Annotated in this window: 13 protein-coding genes; 10 read left to right on the top strand and 3 right to left on the bottom strand. The window is 72.1% G+C overall.

What is annotated here, in order from left to right; all coding sequences use genetic code 11:
* Positions 1–45 precede the first annotated feature (45 nt).
* Both AB0B57_RS25225 and AB0B57_RS25220 read left to right on the top strand, forming a co-directional pair.
* Positions 46–1,623, top strand: coding sequence for an aminotransferase class III-fold pyridoxal phosphate-dependent enzyme (locus AB0B57_RS25225; RefSeq protein ID WP_357074536.1), 1,578 nt, complete (start codon positions 46–48; stop codon positions 1,621–1,623).
* Positions 1,624–1,732: 109 nt separating this feature from the next.
* Positions 1,733–2,098 carry a helix-turn-helix domain-containing protein gene (locus AB0B57_RS25220; protein WP_357074534.1) on the top strand — a complete coding sequence of 122 codons (366 nt, stop codon included), beginning with the start codon at positions 1,733–1,735 and terminating at the stop codon, positions 2,096–2,098.
* Here AB0B57_RS25220 and AB0B57_RS25215 read toward each other — a convergent pair.
* Entirely contained in the window at positions 2,081–4,315 is a 2,235-nt protein-coding gene (locus tag AB0B57_RS25215) for a BTAD domain-containing putative transcriptional regulator (protein WP_357074531.1), read from the bottom strand. The two genes, AB0B57_RS25220 and AB0B57_RS25215, sit on opposite strands and share 18 nt — an antisense overlap.
* 556 nt (positions 4,316–4,871) lie before the next feature.
* Between AB0B57_RS25215 and AB0B57_RS25210 the strand changes: the two genes are divergently transcribed.
* The 6 genes from AB0B57_RS25210 to AB0B57_RS25185 all read left to right on the top strand — a co-directional run bounded on the left by AB0B57_RS25210 (position 4,872) and on the right by AB0B57_RS25185 (position 11,556).
* Positions 4,872–5,270 carry a nuclear transport factor 2 family protein gene (locus AB0B57_RS25210; RefSeq protein ID WP_357074528.1) on the top strand — a complete coding sequence of 133 codons (399 nt, stop codon included), beginning with the start codon at positions 4,872–4,874 and terminating at the stop codon, positions 5,268–5,270.
* An 84-nt stretch (positions 5,271–5,354) separates the two neighbouring features.
* A complete protein-coding gene (locus AB0B57_RS25205; RefSeq protein WP_357074525.1) occupies positions 5,355–7,106 on the top strand; it encodes a fatty acyl-AMP ligase in 1,752 nt (583 codons plus the stop codon).
* Positions 7,103–8,068, top strand: coding sequence for a beta-ketoacyl-ACP synthase 3 (locus AB0B57_RS25200; RefSeq protein ID WP_357074522.1), 966 nt, complete (start codon positions 7,103–7,105; stop codon positions 8,066–8,068). Before AB0B57_RS25205 ends, AB0B57_RS25200 begins: the two co-directional genes overlap by 4 nt.
* A gap of 2 nt (positions 8,069–8,070) precedes the next feature.
* The gene (locus AB0B57_RS25195) at positions 8,071–9,621 is read left to right on the top strand and encodes an acyl-CoA carboxylase subunit beta (protein ID WP_357074713.1); all 1,551 of its coding nucleotides are present in this window, start codon (positions 8,071–8,073) and stop codon (positions 9,619–9,621) included.
* The gene (locus AB0B57_RS25190; protein ID WP_357074519.1) at positions 9,618–9,797 is read left to right on the top strand and encodes an acyl-CoA carboxylase epsilon subunit; all 180 of its coding nucleotides are present in this window, start codon (positions 9,618–9,620) and stop codon (positions 9,795–9,797) included. Before AB0B57_RS25195 ends, AB0B57_RS25190 begins: the two co-directional genes overlap by 4 nt.
* A 19-nt stretch (positions 9,798–9,816) precedes the next feature.
* A complete protein-coding gene (locus tag AB0B57_RS25185; RefSeq protein WP_357074516.1) occupies positions 9,817–11,556 on the top strand; it encodes a biotin carboxylase N-terminal domain-containing protein in 1,740 nt (579 codons plus the stop codon).
* 35 nt (positions 11,557–11,591) lie between these two features.
* Here the strand turns inward: AB0B57_RS25185 and AB0B57_RS25180 are convergent, their stop codons facing one another.
* Positions 11,592–12,383, bottom strand: coding sequence for an SDR family oxidoreductase (locus tag AB0B57_RS25180; RefSeq protein ID WP_357074513.1), 792 nt, complete (start codon positions 12,381–12,383; stop codon positions 11,592–11,594).
* Complete coding sequence (locus AB0B57_RS25175; protein ID WP_357074711.1) at positions 12,380–13,363, bottom strand: LLM class F420-dependent oxidoreductase; 984 nt, start codon at positions 13,361–13,363, stop codon at positions 12,380–12,382. The genes AB0B57_RS25180 and AB0B57_RS25175 overlap by 4 nt, the downstream gene beginning before the upstream one ends.
* Before the next feature lie 154 nt (positions 13,364–13,517).
* On the opposite strand from AB0B57_RS25175, the gene AB0B57_RS25170 reads away from it, so the two are divergent.
* Together AB0B57_RS25170 and AB0B57_RS25165 are read left to right on the top strand one after the other, a co-directional pair.
* Complete coding sequence (locus AB0B57_RS25170) at positions 13,518–14,732, top strand: low temperature requirement protein A (RefSeq protein WP_357074510.1); 1,215 nt, start codon at positions 13,518–13,520, stop codon at positions 14,730–14,732.
* A 40-nt stretch (positions 14,733–14,772) separates the two neighbouring features.
* The gene (locus AB0B57_RS25165) at positions 14,773–15,636 is read left to right on the top strand and encodes a DUF1028 domain-containing protein (protein WP_357074507.1); all 864 of its coding nucleotides are present in this window, start codon (positions 14,773–14,775) and stop codon (positions 15,634–15,636) included.
* Positions 15,637–15,711: the final 75 nt, after the last annotated feature.

Here is a 15,711-nt window from a genome sequence, read left to right as displayed (position 1 = left end):
CCGGCGCATACGGCCCGTACCTGCTGACGCGGACGAGGAGCCCCGATGACCACCACCGAATCCCACGCACCCGAACTGGCCGAGCCGCAGATGCTCGGCTTCCTCGCCCAACTCGGCATCGACGTCGAGTTCATCCGGGCCGAGGGGGACACGCTGTTCTACCGCAATGGTGCCGGCGAGGACGTGCCGGTGCTCGATGTCGCGGGCGGTTACGGCGCGCTGATCCTCGGACACAACCATCCGGAGATCGTCGACGCGGCCCGCGACTTTTTCGCCGCCGGCCGGCCGGTGCTGGCCCAGGCGTCCCGGCAGAGCGACCCCACACTGGTGGCGCGGCTGCTGAACGACATCCTGCGGCGCGAGTTCGGCGATCCGGAGCCGTACTACGCGGTGTTCGCCAACAGCGGGGCCGAGGGCGTCGAGGTCGCGATGAAGCACGCCGAGTTCGCCCGGGTGCTGCGCGTACAGGATCTGCTCACCGAGATCGAGACGCACCTGGCCGCCGTGGTCGAGGCGGTGGGCTCGGGCGCCGCGCGCGTACCGGAGGAGGTCCTGCGGCGCCTCGGCGCCGAGCCCGGCGACGGCCCCGGCGTCCTCGCCGACCGGGTCCGCGCCGCCGTGGCCCAGCAGGCCGCCCAGCCGCCGGTCTTTCTCACCTTCGCCGGGTCCTTCCACGGCAAGCTCGCCGGTTCGATCCAGCTGACTCACAACGCGGGCTTCCGGGTCCCGTTCGCCGGGCTGGCGGCGAGCGCCCGGTTCGTTGCGTTCGAGCAGCCGGGCGCGGTCGCCGAGGCGGTCGAGGCAGAAGGGGCCGACGTGCCGGACCTGCTGGTCGAGGGCGGCGAGATCAGACTGGTACAGCGCCCGTTCCCGACGGTCGCCGCGTTCGTACTGGAGGTGATCCAGGGCGAGGGCGGCATCCGGATGGTCTCCGCGCCGATCGCCGCCGAGCTTCGGGCCGCCGCCGACGCGGCCGGGTTCCCGGTCGTGGTCGACGAGATCCAGAGTGGGATGGGCCGCACCGGCGCGTTCTTCGCCAGCTCACACATCGGTCTGCGCGCGGACTACTTCGTGCTCGCCAAGGGGCTCGGCGGTGGTATCGCGAAGACCGCGGTCACCCTGATCAGGGAGAGCTGCTACCGCCCGGACTTCGAGCTGCTGCACAGCTCGACGTTCGCCCGCGACGGGTTCTCGACCGCGCTGGCGCTGCGCACCCTGCGGGTGCTGGAAGCCGACGGCGGCGCCGTGTACCGCCTGGCCGCCCGGGCCGGTGAGCGGCTGCGGACCACCCTGGAGAAGGTCCGGGCCGACTTTCCGGACGTGGTGGCCGAGGTCCGCGGCCGCGGCCTGATGCTGGGGGTGGAGTTTCGCGACCAGTCGACGTCCCCGCTGCCGCCACTGCGCGAGGCGACCGCGAACGGGATTCTGGGCTATCTGTTCTCCGGCTATCTCTTCCGGGCGCACCGGATCCGAACCTTTCCGACCGCGAGTGCGGTGAGCACCCTGCGCCTGGAGCCGTCGGTCTACTTTGGTGACGAGGCGGTCGCCGAGATCGACGGCGCGCTACGCGCGTTGTGTTCTCTGCTGCGCACCGGCGATCCACGCCTCTTCGAGACTGCGTGACCACAACGACACGTTGCGTTCGGATCCCGCCCGTGGCACGGTGGTGGCGGGTTCGGCGGCCGTGACCGGCGCGGCCGCCTCAGTCCCCGCAACGACAAGGGTGTGATGCATGAGCGTGCGAGCGCGACCACCGTTCTGCGGCCTCGACGCCTCGATGGAAGTCATCAGCGGCAAGTGGAAGGTCCTCATCCTCTGGGCCCTGCGCGACCAGCCCCAGCGGTTCGGTGCCCTGAAACGGCAGGTGCCGGGGGTCAGTGAGAAGGTGCTCACCCGCCAGCTGCGCGAGTTGGAGGAGGATCGGATCGTGCGGCGCGAGGCGCACGACGACCAGACCGGCCTGCGCGTCGAGTATTCGCTCACCCAGCGCGGCGTCGACCTGTACAAGGCCCTGGAGCCGCTGGGCGACTGGGGCCGGCGCTATCTGACGCCGGCCCGCCAGGACGAGCTGGCGCAGAGCTCAACCGGCAACGCATGAGGTCGTCGTAGCGGTCAGACAGCGCGGCGGCCGCATGGCCAGCAGCGACCGCAGATGGCGGCGGCGCTCGTCGGGGTGGGTGCCGGCACTCGCGCCCAGCAGCTGGCGCAGCCAGCCACCCAGCCCGCGCGCCGCCTGACCGTCGGCGCTGTCGAGAAGCCGGTCGACCGCGGTGTCCGAGAGCGCGTCCAGCGTCAGCGTGGTGATGTGCCGCTTGCCACCGCCCCAGCCGGGCCGTACCTCGAGCAGACACGGCTGGGCGGAGGCCACCACGAGCAGCGGCACGTCGGAGACGTCGGCGAGGCCGTTGACCATGGTCAGCACGTCGTCGTCGGCATCGTGGAGGTCGTCGATCAGCAGCACCAGCGGCCGGTCCAGTGGCACGTGCTCCAGGAACTGCCGCCACGCGTCCAGCTCGGCCTGCAGGTCGCCGAGGTGGTCGCGGTCGGCGTCCGGATCGACGTAGGCCCGCAGGCACGCGGCCAGGGTCCGTTGCCGGTCCGGGTCGGGGACGAGGTTGCGCAGCGTCCGGTCCAGCTTCGTCTTCCGCACGTCGACGGAATCGTCCTCGTCCACCTCGCAGAGCGCCAGAATCAGCTCGCGCTGCACGGCGAAGGCACCGCTCACCGCCTGCTCTGCGGCGCCGCCGGCGGCCACCGGGAACCGGGCCACGTGGACGAGGCCGCTGATGACGCGTCGCAGCTCGGCCAGGAACCGGGTCTTGCCAGTGCCGGATTCGCCGAGGATGGTCACCAGGTGCGGGGTGTTGCGATAGCGTGCCCGCTCCAGCAAGTCGCGGATCAGCAAGAGTTCGAACTCGCGCTCGACCAGCGGGATGCCGTCGTAGGCCGCCTCGTCGAACCGCAGGCCACGCACCGTCCACTCCCCCGGCTCGGCGAGCCGGTCACTGCGGTACACCTCATCGACGTCGCAGCGGGTCTCGTCGCAGATGCGGATCTCACCGTCGCCGGCACGGGCCAGTAGGGCGTGACAGCGGTCGAGGACCTGGCCGGTGGCCGACGACAGCGCTCCCCCGTCCGGCGACTCGTAGCGCACCAGCGCCGATCCGGTGACCACCGCGGCCCGGAACCGCACCGGTGGGCGGGTCACCTCGTCGCCGGAGTCGCACAGGCGTTCGCGCACGGCCAGCGCCGCGAAGACGGCGCGCTGTGCCCCGTCCTGGCCACCGTCGGCGGGAAAGACGGCCATCGAGATAGGACCGATCGCCGCGGTGGCCTGGCCACCGAGGTGCTCGACGCGCCGGCGGGTGTCGTCCGCGACGCCGGCCAGCAGCGCGTCGGCGTCGGGATGCCCGCTCGACCGGCTCTCGTCGTCCACCTGCGTGCTCACCAGCAGCACGCTGACCTGGCGGCGGGCGCTGGCTGCGGCCGCGACAGGATCGGCCGGTGGCGCGACGAGGGGGGCGCGCTGGGCGGGGATACGCGCCGGGACGGGATCGGCGGCCGGTGACACCACGACGGCCGGCTCACCGGTCGTCGTGGTGTCCACGTCGAGTGCCGGATCCTGGGCCAGGATCGCGTTGTGCAGCACCTGCAGGTCCCGGCCGGGTTCGAGGCCGAGTTCCTCGACCAGGTAGGTGCGCATGCGCCGGTAGACGTTGAGCGCGTCGGCCTGCCGGCCGCTGCGGTAGAGCGCGAGCATGAGCTGCTGGCAGGAGCGTTCGCGCAGGTTGGAGCCGCAGACCATGCTCTCCAGGTCGGCGAGCACGCTCTGGTGCTGGCCGCAGGCGAGCTGGGCCTCGAAGTAGTCCTCCAGGGCGTCCAGCCGGGAGTTTTCCACGGCGGTCAGCTCCGGCCAGACGATGTCGGCCTCGGTAAGGTCGGCCAGCGCCGGGCCGCGCCACAAATCGAGGGCCTGGCGCAGCATCGCGGCCGCGGCGGCGGGCTCGCCCCGGGCCAGTCGCTCGCGCCCCGTGTCGGCCTGGGCCTGGAACTGGACGAGGTCGACGCTGTCCGGCGCGACGACGAGCTTGTATCCGGGTGACTGGGTCATCAGCTCCACCTGGTCGGCGCCGTCGGCCGCGGCCAGCACCCGCCGCAGGCCCCACACCGCGTTCTGCAGGATTTTTCGGGCCGAGACCGGCGCGTCGTCGGCGGGCCAGAGCGCGTAGAGCAGCTGACTGGTGGCGACCACCCGGTTCGGTCGCAGGAGCAGGTATCCGAGCGCTGCGCGCTGCTTGGTTCCTCCCAGTGGCACCGCCCTACCCTCGTGCACTACCTCCAGCGGCCCAAGGACACCAAATCGCATACTTCCCCCGAAGAATGATGTTTATCAATCTATCGAGCCCTATGTCTATACCGTTATGCCAAGTCGATACATCCTTTTGTGAGCTGCGCCACACGGCGGCCTTTAGGGCAGGATAATGATCTGCATCGACGGGATTTAGTTTGCTGTCGAGATCATTTCACGAACGTTAAATTTTGCTTCCCACGGCCAGGGTTCCGGCACTGGATCGCCGATCGCGCCACCGCCGTCGCCGGTCCGCACCGCCTCTTCCCGTCCGAGCCCCACCCTCTTACGCACGTGTGCCCAACTGGGACTCTAGTGGGCCCACCCACCCCAAAGTAAGTACGGACTTAAAGGTAAGTACCCACCCGACTCTCCTCCGGAGACCACCGGTGAGTAACCGACCAGGCACCCACCGTCGCATCTGGACGGTTACCGCAGCATGACCGTCCGTCACGGTGTTCGTGGAACGCTTCGGAGGCGGACCCCCTGCCATCCCTGGCGCCGAGCAGACAGGAGCACCGACATGACCATGATCAACGAATCGACCATTCCCGACGACCCAGACCTGCAGAACGAACTGTTCGTACGGATTTTCAATTCCGGCGACGGCGCGTTGTACGACTCGATGTATACGCCGGACGCCATATCGAACATCTCCGGCGCACCGTTGACCGGAGCAGAACGCACGCAGTTCTTCAAGGACTTTCTGGCCACCGGTCCGAAGATCGCGTCGAAAGTATCCCAGACCTACACCACCGGGGACACGTCCCTGCTGATCGTCGACTACCAGTTGGAGCTCCCGCAGCCGGACGGCAGCACCGCGACCGTGCAGGGCACCTGCACCGACGTGCTGATCCGCAACGCCGAGGGCCAGTGGCGACTGGCCATCGACCGCCCCGTCCCCGACGGCGCGCACGCCTGAGCACGCGACGTCCCGGTCCCCGTCCCACGCCGGGGACCGGTCCGGCCGACCCGCTCCCGCGCCAACCTCGCACAAGGAGAATCCATGACGAGCGCCAGGCTCGACACGCGTGCGGACGAGATCCGTACCCTCCCGGACGCCCTGCAGCTGCGTCGCGAGCGCCAGTCGGACGACGTGGCCTACGTGTCCCTACGCGACGGTGAGGTGCCCGACGAGACTCTCACCTACGGCGAACTGGCCGATGCCGCGCACGAGCGCGCCGTCCGCTTCGCCGCCCTCGGACTGGCCGGGCACACCGCGGTGCTGCTCTACCCCTCCGGCCTGGAGTTCGTGCGCACCCTGCTGGGCTGCATGACCGCCCGCACGATCGGCGCGCCCGTGCAGGTGCCGCGCCGCCGCGACGGCCTGGCCCGGATCCGGCGCATCGCGGACGACGCCGGGACCACCGCGATCCTCACCACGGCGGCCGTCAAACGCGACCTGCAGGATCGCTTCGGCGATGCCCCCGAACTGGCCGGGCTGACCCTGCACGCCACCGACGAGCCGGCCATCACTGGGCTCGCCGAGCTGTCTGAGGGGCCACGGCCGGACGACATCGCGCTGTTGCAATACACCTCCGGCTCCACCGGCGAGCCCAAGGGCGTCATGGTGACGCACCGCAACTTCCTGCACAACGCCCGCGAGACCGCCGAGCTGTGGCCGCTCGAACCGGACGCCACCGTGGTCAACTGGCTGCCGCTCTTTCACGACATGGGCATGCTCTTCGGCGTCGTCATGCCACTCTGGGGCGGAATCCCGTCGTACCTGATGGCCCCGGACTCCTTCATCCGGCGCCCGGCCCGCTGGCTGGAGGCGATCGCCCGCTTCGGCGGCACCCACTCCGCCGCGCCGAGCTTCGCCTACGAACTGTGCGTGCGCGCCGCCGCCGACGGGCAGACCGGCGACGTCGGCGACCTGTCCCGCTGGCGCGTCGCGGCCAACGGCGCCGAACCGGTACGCCGCCACGTGATCACCGCCTTCCTCGAAGCGTTTGCTCCGCACGGCTTCACGCCGCGGGCCATGTGCCCCGGCTACGGGCTCGCCGAGAACACCCTGAAGGTCACCGGCACCGAGGAGCACCGGCCACCCCGGATGGCGTGGTTGGCCGCCGGCCCGCTCGGCGACGGCATCGCCGAGTTCGCGGCCGAGCCCGGCCCCGACACCCTGCCCGCGGTCGGCAGCGGCAGCACGGTGCCCGGCACCACCGTACGCATCGTCGACCCGTCCACCCGCCGCGAGTGCCCGCCCGGACACGTCGGCGAGATCTGGGTCAGCGGCCCCTGCGTCGCCGCCGGGTACTGGAATCGGCCGGAGCTGTCCGAGGAGATCTTCCGCGCCCGGATCGAGGGCGGCGACGCCACCGGCTACCTGCGCACCGGTGACCTCGGCTTCGTGCACGACGGCGACCTGTTCGTCACCGGCCGCCAGAAGGACGTGATCATCCGCAAGGGTCGTAACTTCTACCCACAGGACATCGAGGAGTCCGCCCAGCACGCCGTCGACGGACTGCATCCCAACTGCGCGGCCGCGTTCTCGGTCGACGACGGCAGCTCCGAGCGACTGATCGTGCTTGTCGAGGTCGACGGCCGGGTCGCCCGCGTCCCCGGCATCGCCGCCGCCCACGACGCCATCCGCGCGGCGATCTGGGACCGGCACCGGCTGGAGGCCGACGAGATCCTGCTCGTACGCCGGGGCACGCTGTCCAGGACCTCCAGCGGCAAGGTGCAGCGGCGCGCCTGCCGGCAGCGCTACGAGTCCGGCGCGCTGATGCCGTTGACCGCGGAGGCGCAACGATGAGCTCGCACCGGGGCTCGACGATCCTCGGCGTGGGCGCCTACCGCCCCGCCCGGATCGTCGGCAATGACGAGGTCAGTGGACCGATCGACTCCTCCGACGAGTGGATCCGGCGGCGCTCGGGCATCGTCACCCGCCGCTTCGCCGGCCCGGACGAGACCGTCGTCAGCATGGCGGCCGAGGCCGCGCGCAAGGCCGCCGCCCAGGCCGGCACCGATCCCCGCGACCTCGACGTGATCCTGCTGGCCACCATGTCGCTGCTGCACCAGTCGCCGCCGGCCGCGCCGCAGGTCGCCGAGCTGATCGGCGCCCGGGCGGCGGCCGGCATGGATCTCAACGCCGCCTGCTCCGGCTTCAGCTACGCGCTCGCGCTCGCCGACGGCTTGATCCGATCCGGCGCCCGCCGCGTCGTGGTGGTCGGCTCGGAACGGATGAGCGACCTGATCGACCGCACCGACCGCAGCACCGCCTTCCTGTTCGGCGACGGCGCCGGCGCGGTCGTGGTGGGCGCCGCCGACACCCCGGGCATCGGCCCGGTCGTCTGGGGCAGTGACGGCAGCCGGCACCACCTCATCGCGCACGACGCCGCCTGGGGCGAACCCGGTACCCGCCCCTACCTACGGATGATCGGGCCCGAGGTGTTCCGCTGGGCGATCGAGATGGTCCCCGACATCTCCCGACGCGCTCTGGCCGCCGCCGGGACGGACCCGAGCGAACTCGCCGCGTTCATCCCCCACCAGGCGAACCTGCGCATCGTCGAGGCCGCCGCCCGCGTCCTCGCGCTGCCGGCGCACACCGCGGTGGCCCGCGATGTCGTCCACGCCGGCAACACCTCGGCCGCCTCGGTCCCGCTCGCCATGGAGGCTCTGCTGGCCCGCGGCGAGGCCGGCTCCGGCGGCCGGGCACTGCTGGCCGGATTCGGCGCCGGGCTCACCTACGCCGCCCAGGTGGTGACGTTGCCGTGAACATGACCACCGCCGAACAACTGGCCGAGCTGCGGCGCCGCCGCGAGCGGGCCCGGCAGCCGTACGACCCGCGTGCCGTCCAGCGGCAGCGGGAGAAGGGCAAGCTCACCGCCCGGGAACGGGTCGAAGCCCTGCTCGACGCCGACTCGTTCGTGGAGTTGGACGCGCTGGCCCGGCACCGCTGCCACACCTTCGGGATGGAGCAGGAGCGTCCGTACGGCGATGGCGTGATCACCGGTTACGGCACCGTCGACGGCCGGCCGGTCTGCGTCTTCGCCCAGGACTTCACCGTCTTTGGCGGCAGCCTCGGCGAGGTGTACGGCGAGAAGATCATCAAGGTGATGGACCTGGCCCTGCGCACCGGCACCCCGATCATCGGCATCAACGACTCCGGCGGCGCCCGCATCCAGGAGGGCGTGGTCTCCCTGGCCTACTACGCGGAGATCGTCAAACGGCACGTCGAGGCATCCGGCGTCATCCCCCAAATCTCGATCATGGTGGGTCCGTGCGCGGGCGGCGCCGTCTACGCCCCGGCGATCACCGACCTCGTCGTCATGGTCGATCAGATCTCGCACATGTTCGTCACCGGGCCTGAGGTGCTGCGCGCGGTCACCGGCCGGGATGTCGACCACGCGGAGCTCGGCGGCGCGACCAGCCACAACAGCGTCTCCGGCAACGCGCACTACCTGGCCGCCGACGAGAAGGACGCCTTCGACTACGTCCGCGCGGTACTGGCCCACCTGCCCTCGAACAACATGGCCGAACCGCCGGTGCTGACCGTCCTCGGGCCGGAGACCGCTCGCGACCTGACCCTGGACGAGATCATTCCGGATGACCGGAACCGACCGTACGACATGGTCACGGTGATCGAGTCCGTTCTGGACGACGGCGCACTGCTCGAGGTGCAGCCGCTGTTCGCCCGCAACATGATCTGCGGCTTCGGCCGGATCGAGGGCCACAGCGTCGGCGTCGTCGCCAACCAACCCATGCGGCTGGCCGGCGCGCTGGACATCGACGCGGCCGAGAAAGCCGCCCGGTTCATCCGGCTGTGCGATGCTTTCCACCTGCCGGTGCTGACCTTCGTCGACGTGCCCGGCTTCCTGCCCAGCCCGGAACAGGAGCGCGGCGGCATCATCCGGCGCGGGGCCAAGCTCATCTACGCGTACGCCGAGGCCACCGTCCCGATGGTCACCGTGGTCACCCGCAAAGCCTACGGTGGCGGTTACGGGGTGATGGGCTCCAAGCACCTGGGCACCGACGTCACCCTCGCCTGGCCCACCGCGGAGATCGCGGTGATGGGCGGCGACGGTGCGGTCAGCGTGCTGCACCGGCGCGCACTCAAGGACGCCGCAGACCCGGGCGCGGAGCGCGCACGCCTACGCGAGGAGTACGAGCGCACCCTGTGCAACCCGTACCTCGCGGCCGAACGCGGCTACGTGGACGAGGTCATCCTGCCCAGCGAGACCCGCTCCCGGATCGCCGGAGCACTGCGGGCCCTTCGGGACAAGCGGGTGACCCGCGCGCCCCGCAAGCACGGGAACATCCCGCTGTGAATGCCACGTCACCCGATCCTGACGAGGTCGCGGCGGTGCTCGCCGTTCTCTGCCTGCTAACCCCCGCCGCGCCGGCCGCCGCGCCGCCCGCCCGGCGGCGCCGGATCGTCACGTCGCACCGCCCGGCCGTGCTGTCCCGCGGTCCCGGCGTCTGGCGGCACAGTGCCTGGACATGACCAGCACGGGGAGATCGAGATGCGCAAAGTACTGATCGCCAACCGGGGCGAAATCGCCGTCCGCATCGCTCGCGCCTGCCGGGATACGGGCCTGACCAGCGTCGCCGTTTATGCCGAGCCGGACCGGGACGCACCCCACGTGCTGCTCGCCGACGAGGCCCACGCGCTGGGCGGCCAGACCCCGACCGAAAGCTACCTGGACGCCGGCAAGCTGCTCGCCGCGGCGGACGCGACCGGCGCCGACGCGGTGCACCCCGGTTACGGCTTCCTGTCGGAGAACGCGGACTTCGCCCAGGCGGTGATCGACTCCGGGCGGGTCTGGATCGGACCGCCGCCGGCCGCGATCCGGGCGCTCGGCGACAAGGTGCGCGCTCGCGCCATCGCCCGGCGCGTCGGCGCACCCCTGGCGGTCGGCACCGAAGAGCCGGTCACCGGCGCCGATCAGGTGATCGACTTCGCCCGTGACCACGGCCTGCCGCTCGCTATCAAGGCCGTACACGGAGGGGGTGGTCGCGGCCTCAAGGTGGCGCGGACGCTCGGCGACATCCCAGACCTCTACGCCTCCGCCGTACGCGAGGCGAGCGTGGCCTTCGGCCGCGGCGAATGCTTCGTCGAGCGCTACCTGGAACGTCCCCGGCACGTCGAGACGCAGTGTCTGGCCGACGCGCACGGTTCGGTTGCGGTGATCTCCACCCGCGACTGCACGCTACAGCGCCGCCACCAGAAGCTGATTGAGGAGGCACCCGCGCCGTTCCTGACCGCCGAGCAGGACGTCGAACTGCGCCGGGCCTCCAAGGCGATCCTGGCCGAGGCCGGCTACGTCGGCGCCGGCACCTGCGAGTTCCTGATCGCCGCCGACGGCACGATCGCATTCCTGGAGGTCAACACCCGGCTCCAGGTGGAGCATCCCGTCACCGAGGAGGTCACCGGCATCGACCTGGTGCGGGAGATGTTCCGGCTGGCCGCTGGCGAGGCTCTCGGCTACGACGACCCGCCGGTGCGCGGTCACGCCATCGAGTTCCGCGTCAACGCGGAAGACCCCGGACGCCAGTTCCTGCCCGCGCCCGGGACGCTGACCCGCTTCGACCCGCCGTCCGGCCCCGGCGTGCGCCTCGACGCCGGCGTCCGCTCGGGCACGGTGATCGGTCCGGCCTGGGACTCGCTGCTGGCCAAGCTGATCGTGGTAGGTGCGACCCGCCGGGAGGCCCTGCACCGCGCCCGGCGGGCGCTGCGCGAGTTCACGATCGACGGCACGGCGACCGTGCTGCCCTTCCATCGTTTGATCGTCGAGGATCCCGCCTTCACCGCCGAGCCGTTCGCGGTTCACACGTCCTGGGTGGAACAGGAGTTCGCCGGCCAGTTAGCCCCGCAGGAACCGGCGACCGGCGCGGAAGCGCCGCAGCTGCCGCGCCACACCGTGGTGGTCGAGGTCAACGGCCGTCGCATGGAGGTCTCCGTGCCGGCCGGGCTGGCCGCACCGGCGTCCCCGGCGACGCCGCTGCCGGCGGCCCGCACCCGCCGCCCGCACCGCGCCGCCCCCGCCGGCACCAGCCTCACCAACCCCATGCAGGGCACCGTGGTGAAGGTCGCCGTCAGCGAGGGCGAGCACGTCGAGCAGGGTCAGCTGGTCGCGGTCATCGAGGCGATGAAAATGGAACAGCCGCTGACCGCGCACCGCGCCGGCATCATCAAGGACCTGCGGATCATCGCCGGCGACGCCATCCCGGCCGACGCGGTCATCTGTGAGATCAAGGACTGACCGGCCGGCGGTTCGAGGCGCAGGTGGGCGGCGCGTCAGGCGGTGAGGCGGCGGACGAGTTTGCGCATGCCGGCCTGCCAGCCGTCCGGGTCCTCGGCGCGGCGGCGGGCGAAGTCGGCGACCTCCGGGTGCGGCAGGATCAGGAAGCGTTCCTCGGCCAGCCCGGCGATGGCCGCCTCGGCGACCTGGTCGGGCGTGAGCACCGCGCCGGACGCGGCGACCACCCGGGCACCGAGATGCCCGTCGAGGAGCCCGTCGGCGAGCATCGGGGTGTCCACCCCCTGCGGGCACAGTGCGCTGACCCGGATGCCCCGGTCCCGGTAGGTGATCGCGAGCCACTCGGCGAAGCCCACCGAGGCGTGCTTCGTCGCGGTGTACGCGGCGTCGCCCACCGCGGTCAGCAGGCCCGCCGCCGAGCAGGTGTGCAGCAGGTGCCCGCCGCCCCGGGCGAGCATGCCGGGCAGCACCGCGCGGGCCGAGTAGACGTGGGCGAGCACGTTGACCCGCCACGCCCGATCCCAGCCGGCGTCGTCGACCTCCACACCCCCGCCGGTGGTCACTCCCGCGTTGGCGCAGAACAGGTCGATGCGCCCGTACCGTTCCTCGGTGTCGGCGACCAGGTCGCGGACCTGTTCCTCGTCGGTGACGTCAAGGGCGATGGGGTGCGCGACCGGGCCGATCTGCTCGGCCACCGCGTCCGCCGCGGCGGCGTCCAGGTCGGCGACCACGATCGCGGCGGCCCCCTCGGCGGCGAAGCGGCGGCACAGCGCCGCACCGATGCCGCCGGCCCCGCCGGTGACCACCACGATCCGGTCGGTGAGGTTCACGCGGACGCTCCTTGGGGCTCGGCGCCCAACTGGGCGATGAGGCTGAGCAGCGCGGTCGCGCCGCCGGCGGTGACCTCGGGGGTGGGCAGCAGCGCCAGGACCGGCACGTCGACACCGGCGTCGGCGTAGCGGCGTACCTCGGCGCGGCACCGCTGCGGTGAGCCGTGCAGCACCAACGCGTCGATCACGTCGTCCGGCACCGCCGCGCCGGCGCCACGCCGGTCACCGGCGGCCCAGGCCGCCCACATGGGCGCGAGCGCCTCGCCGCGGCCGAGCCAGCGGTGGAACTCGGCGTACGCGCCGACCGTGAGGTAGCTGGTGATGAGCCGCCGGCCCAGCGCCCGGGCGTACCCGGCGTCCTCGGTGGGGCAGACGAAGATCCGGGCGGCGACCTCGAAGCCGGCACGCCGCTCGCCCAACTCGGCGAGGGCACGCGGCACGTCGTCGGCGCTGAGCCAGTTGAGGATGACACCGTCGGCCTCGGCGCCGGCCAGCCGGAGCATCCCCGGGCGCAGCGCGGCGAGCAGGATCGGTGGCGGCACCGCCGGTGGGCGTTCCAGCGTGAACCGGCGTACGGCGAACGTGTCGTAGGCCTCGTCGACGGTCTCGCCGCGCAGCGCGGCGCGCAGGAACCGCAGCATGTCACGGGTGCGGCGGAACGGCTCGTCGAACGGCACCGCGTTCCAGTCCCGTACGAGCACCGGTGAGGACGCGCCGATGCCGAGCGTGAACCGCCCCGGCGCGGCCTCGGCCAACGCCGCCGCGCTCATCGCCAGCAGCCCGGGCCCCCGGGTGAAGACCGGTGTGATCGCGGTGCCCAACCGCAGCTCCGGCTGCCAGGCCGCGGCGAGCGCCAACGGGGTGAACGCGTCGGTCCCGGCGACCTCGGACGACCAGACGTCGGTGAACCCGGCCCGGTCGAGGGCCGCGTAGGCCGCGTCGTGGTGCGCCAGGGCGATCCCGCCCAGCGGCACCGTCATACCCCATCGATTCGTCACCGACCGATCGTGCCCGTTGACGGGGCATCCGAGCAAGATCCCCGGGTTGGGCAGAATCGCCGGTTTCCGGCCGCCCGGGCCGGTGCGGATGCTACGACTTCGGCGTGGACCGGACCAACGGCGCAGGCCGCTGACCATGGCTTTCAGGGCGCCAGGGCACCTGGAGCCGGCCAAGCGCGACCCGGGCCGGGCGACCTTCCTCGAACTCTTCTTCGATCTGGTGTTCGTCTTCGCGCTCACCCGGATCTCGGCGCGCGCGTTCGAGGACCTGACCGAAGGGCCGGCTCGGGAGCACGCCGCGGCGGCGATCACCGGGAGCGGCAAGACGCTGTTGCTGCTGCTCGCGCTCTGGTCGGTCTGGCAGGGCACCGCGTGGACGACCAGCCGCTACGACCCGTACCGGGTGCCGTTGCAGACCGTGGTGCTCACCGCGTTGGTGTGCAGCATGCTGCTCGGGGTGGCGATCCCCCGGGCGTTCAGCGAGACCGGGCTGATGTTCGCGGTGGCGTACGTGGTCGCGCAGCTGACCCGACCGGTGATCCTGTCGATCGCGCTGGGACCCCACCCGTACCGCCGGTTGAAGATCCGCATGGCGGTGGTGTTCGCCGTCAGCGGGGTGTTCTGGATCATCGGGGCGCTGCTGAGCACCAACATGCAGGTCATGCTCTGGACGGGTGCGCTGGCCTTCGAGTACGTGGCCGCCCGCTGTGGCTGGCCGGTGCCGTGGCTGGGCCGCTCGACGGTCTCCAAGTGGGAGATCGCCGGGGAGCACCTGGCGGAGCGGTACCAGCAGTTCTTCCTCGTCGCGCTGGGCGAGACGATCCTGGTGGCGGGTTTCGCGTACAGCGAGGGACCGTACGAGTCGGGGCACGTGTGGGCGTTCGCGCTCGCGCTGGCCACCTCGATCATGTTGTGGCGGATCTACGTGCAGCGGGCCGGGCGGATCCTGGGCGAGGCGGTGGTGAAGGCCCGGCACCCCGCCACCATCGGGCGGTCGGCGGCCGACACCCACCTGGTGATGGTGGTCGGTCTCGCCGCCACCGCGATCGGCTACGAGCTGATCATCCAGCATCCGCTGGAACAGATCCCCGGGCCGTGGCTGACCATGACGCTCGGTGGCCCGGCCCTGTTCCTGGCCGGGCGGGCCCGCCTGGAGTACGAGGTGTTCGCGCGGGTGTCCCCGTCCCGGTGGATCGCCCTGCTGGTGTTGGCGGCGTCGGCGGTGCCGCTGCTGTTCCTGCCCGGTGTGGCCGCGACCGCCGTCGGGGTGCTGGTGTTGGCCGCCGTCGCGGTCATCGACGCCCGGCGGGCGCACGGTGCCCCGCCGGAGTCCGCCGCGCCACCCTTCTGAGCCGACCCGGTACGACGATGTCAGGCGCTAATCTCGGCGCGTGACCTTCTCGCTCGTCGCCCGCTCCGCCGACGGTCGCCGGCACGGCGTCGCCGTCGCCAGCAAGTTCCTCGCCGCCGGGGCGTTGGTGCCGGCCGCCGCCGCCGAGGTCGGCGCACTGGCCACCCAGGCGCACGTCAACCTCGCCTACCGCCCGCAGGGCCTGACCCTGTTGCGCACCGGCGTGGCCGCGGCCGACGTGGTGGCCGGGCTGATCGCCGCCGACCGCGAGCGGGAGCACCGCCAGCTCGGCGTGGTGGGTGTCCAGGGTTCGGGTGCCACCTGGACCGGGCCGGCCTGCCACCCGTGGGCGGGCGGGCGCGCCGGCGACGGGTGGGCCGCGCAGGGCAACGTGCTCACCGGCCCGGAGGTCGTCGACGCGCTTGCCGACGCCTGGCTGGCCGGGTCGGCGCTGCCGTTCGCCGAGCGGCTGGTCGCCGCGTTGCGGGCGGGCGACGGGGCCGGCGGCGACCGGCGGGGCCGGCAGAGCGCCGGCCTGCTGGTGGTCGAGCGCGGCGGGGGGTACGGCGGCACCAGCGACGTGCTCGTCGACCTTCGGGTGGACGATCACCCGGACCCGGTCGCCGAGCTGGGCCGGCTGCTCGCCGTGCACACCATGCTGTTCGGCCGGCCCGACCCGGCCACCCTGCTCGACCTGAGCGGCGCGGTGGCCGACGAGGTGGCGGCGTTGCTCGTCGCGCTGGGTCATCCGGTGGCCGGCGGGGGCACCGAGGCGGCGTTGATCTCCTGGGCCGGGTTGGAGAACCTGGAGGAGCGGCTGGTGCCGGGGCGGATCGACCCGGTGGTGCTGACGCACCTGCGCGGCGTCGCCCCACACGTCCCCGCACCCCGCTCCGCGAGCTGACCTGCACCGACCGAAGCCGACGCGCGAAACGACAAGCAGCGCCCGAAGCCGGCGCGCGGCAACCAGCAGCGGCCC

This window comes from Micromonospora sp. NPDC049101, assembly GCF_040648675.1.
Lineage (GTDB): Bacteria > Actinomycetota > Actinomycetes > Mycobacteriales > Micromonosporaceae > Micromonospora.
The sequence above is the reverse complement of the archived record's forward strand: the minus strand, read 5'-3'. Positions and strand labels throughout refer to the sequence as shown.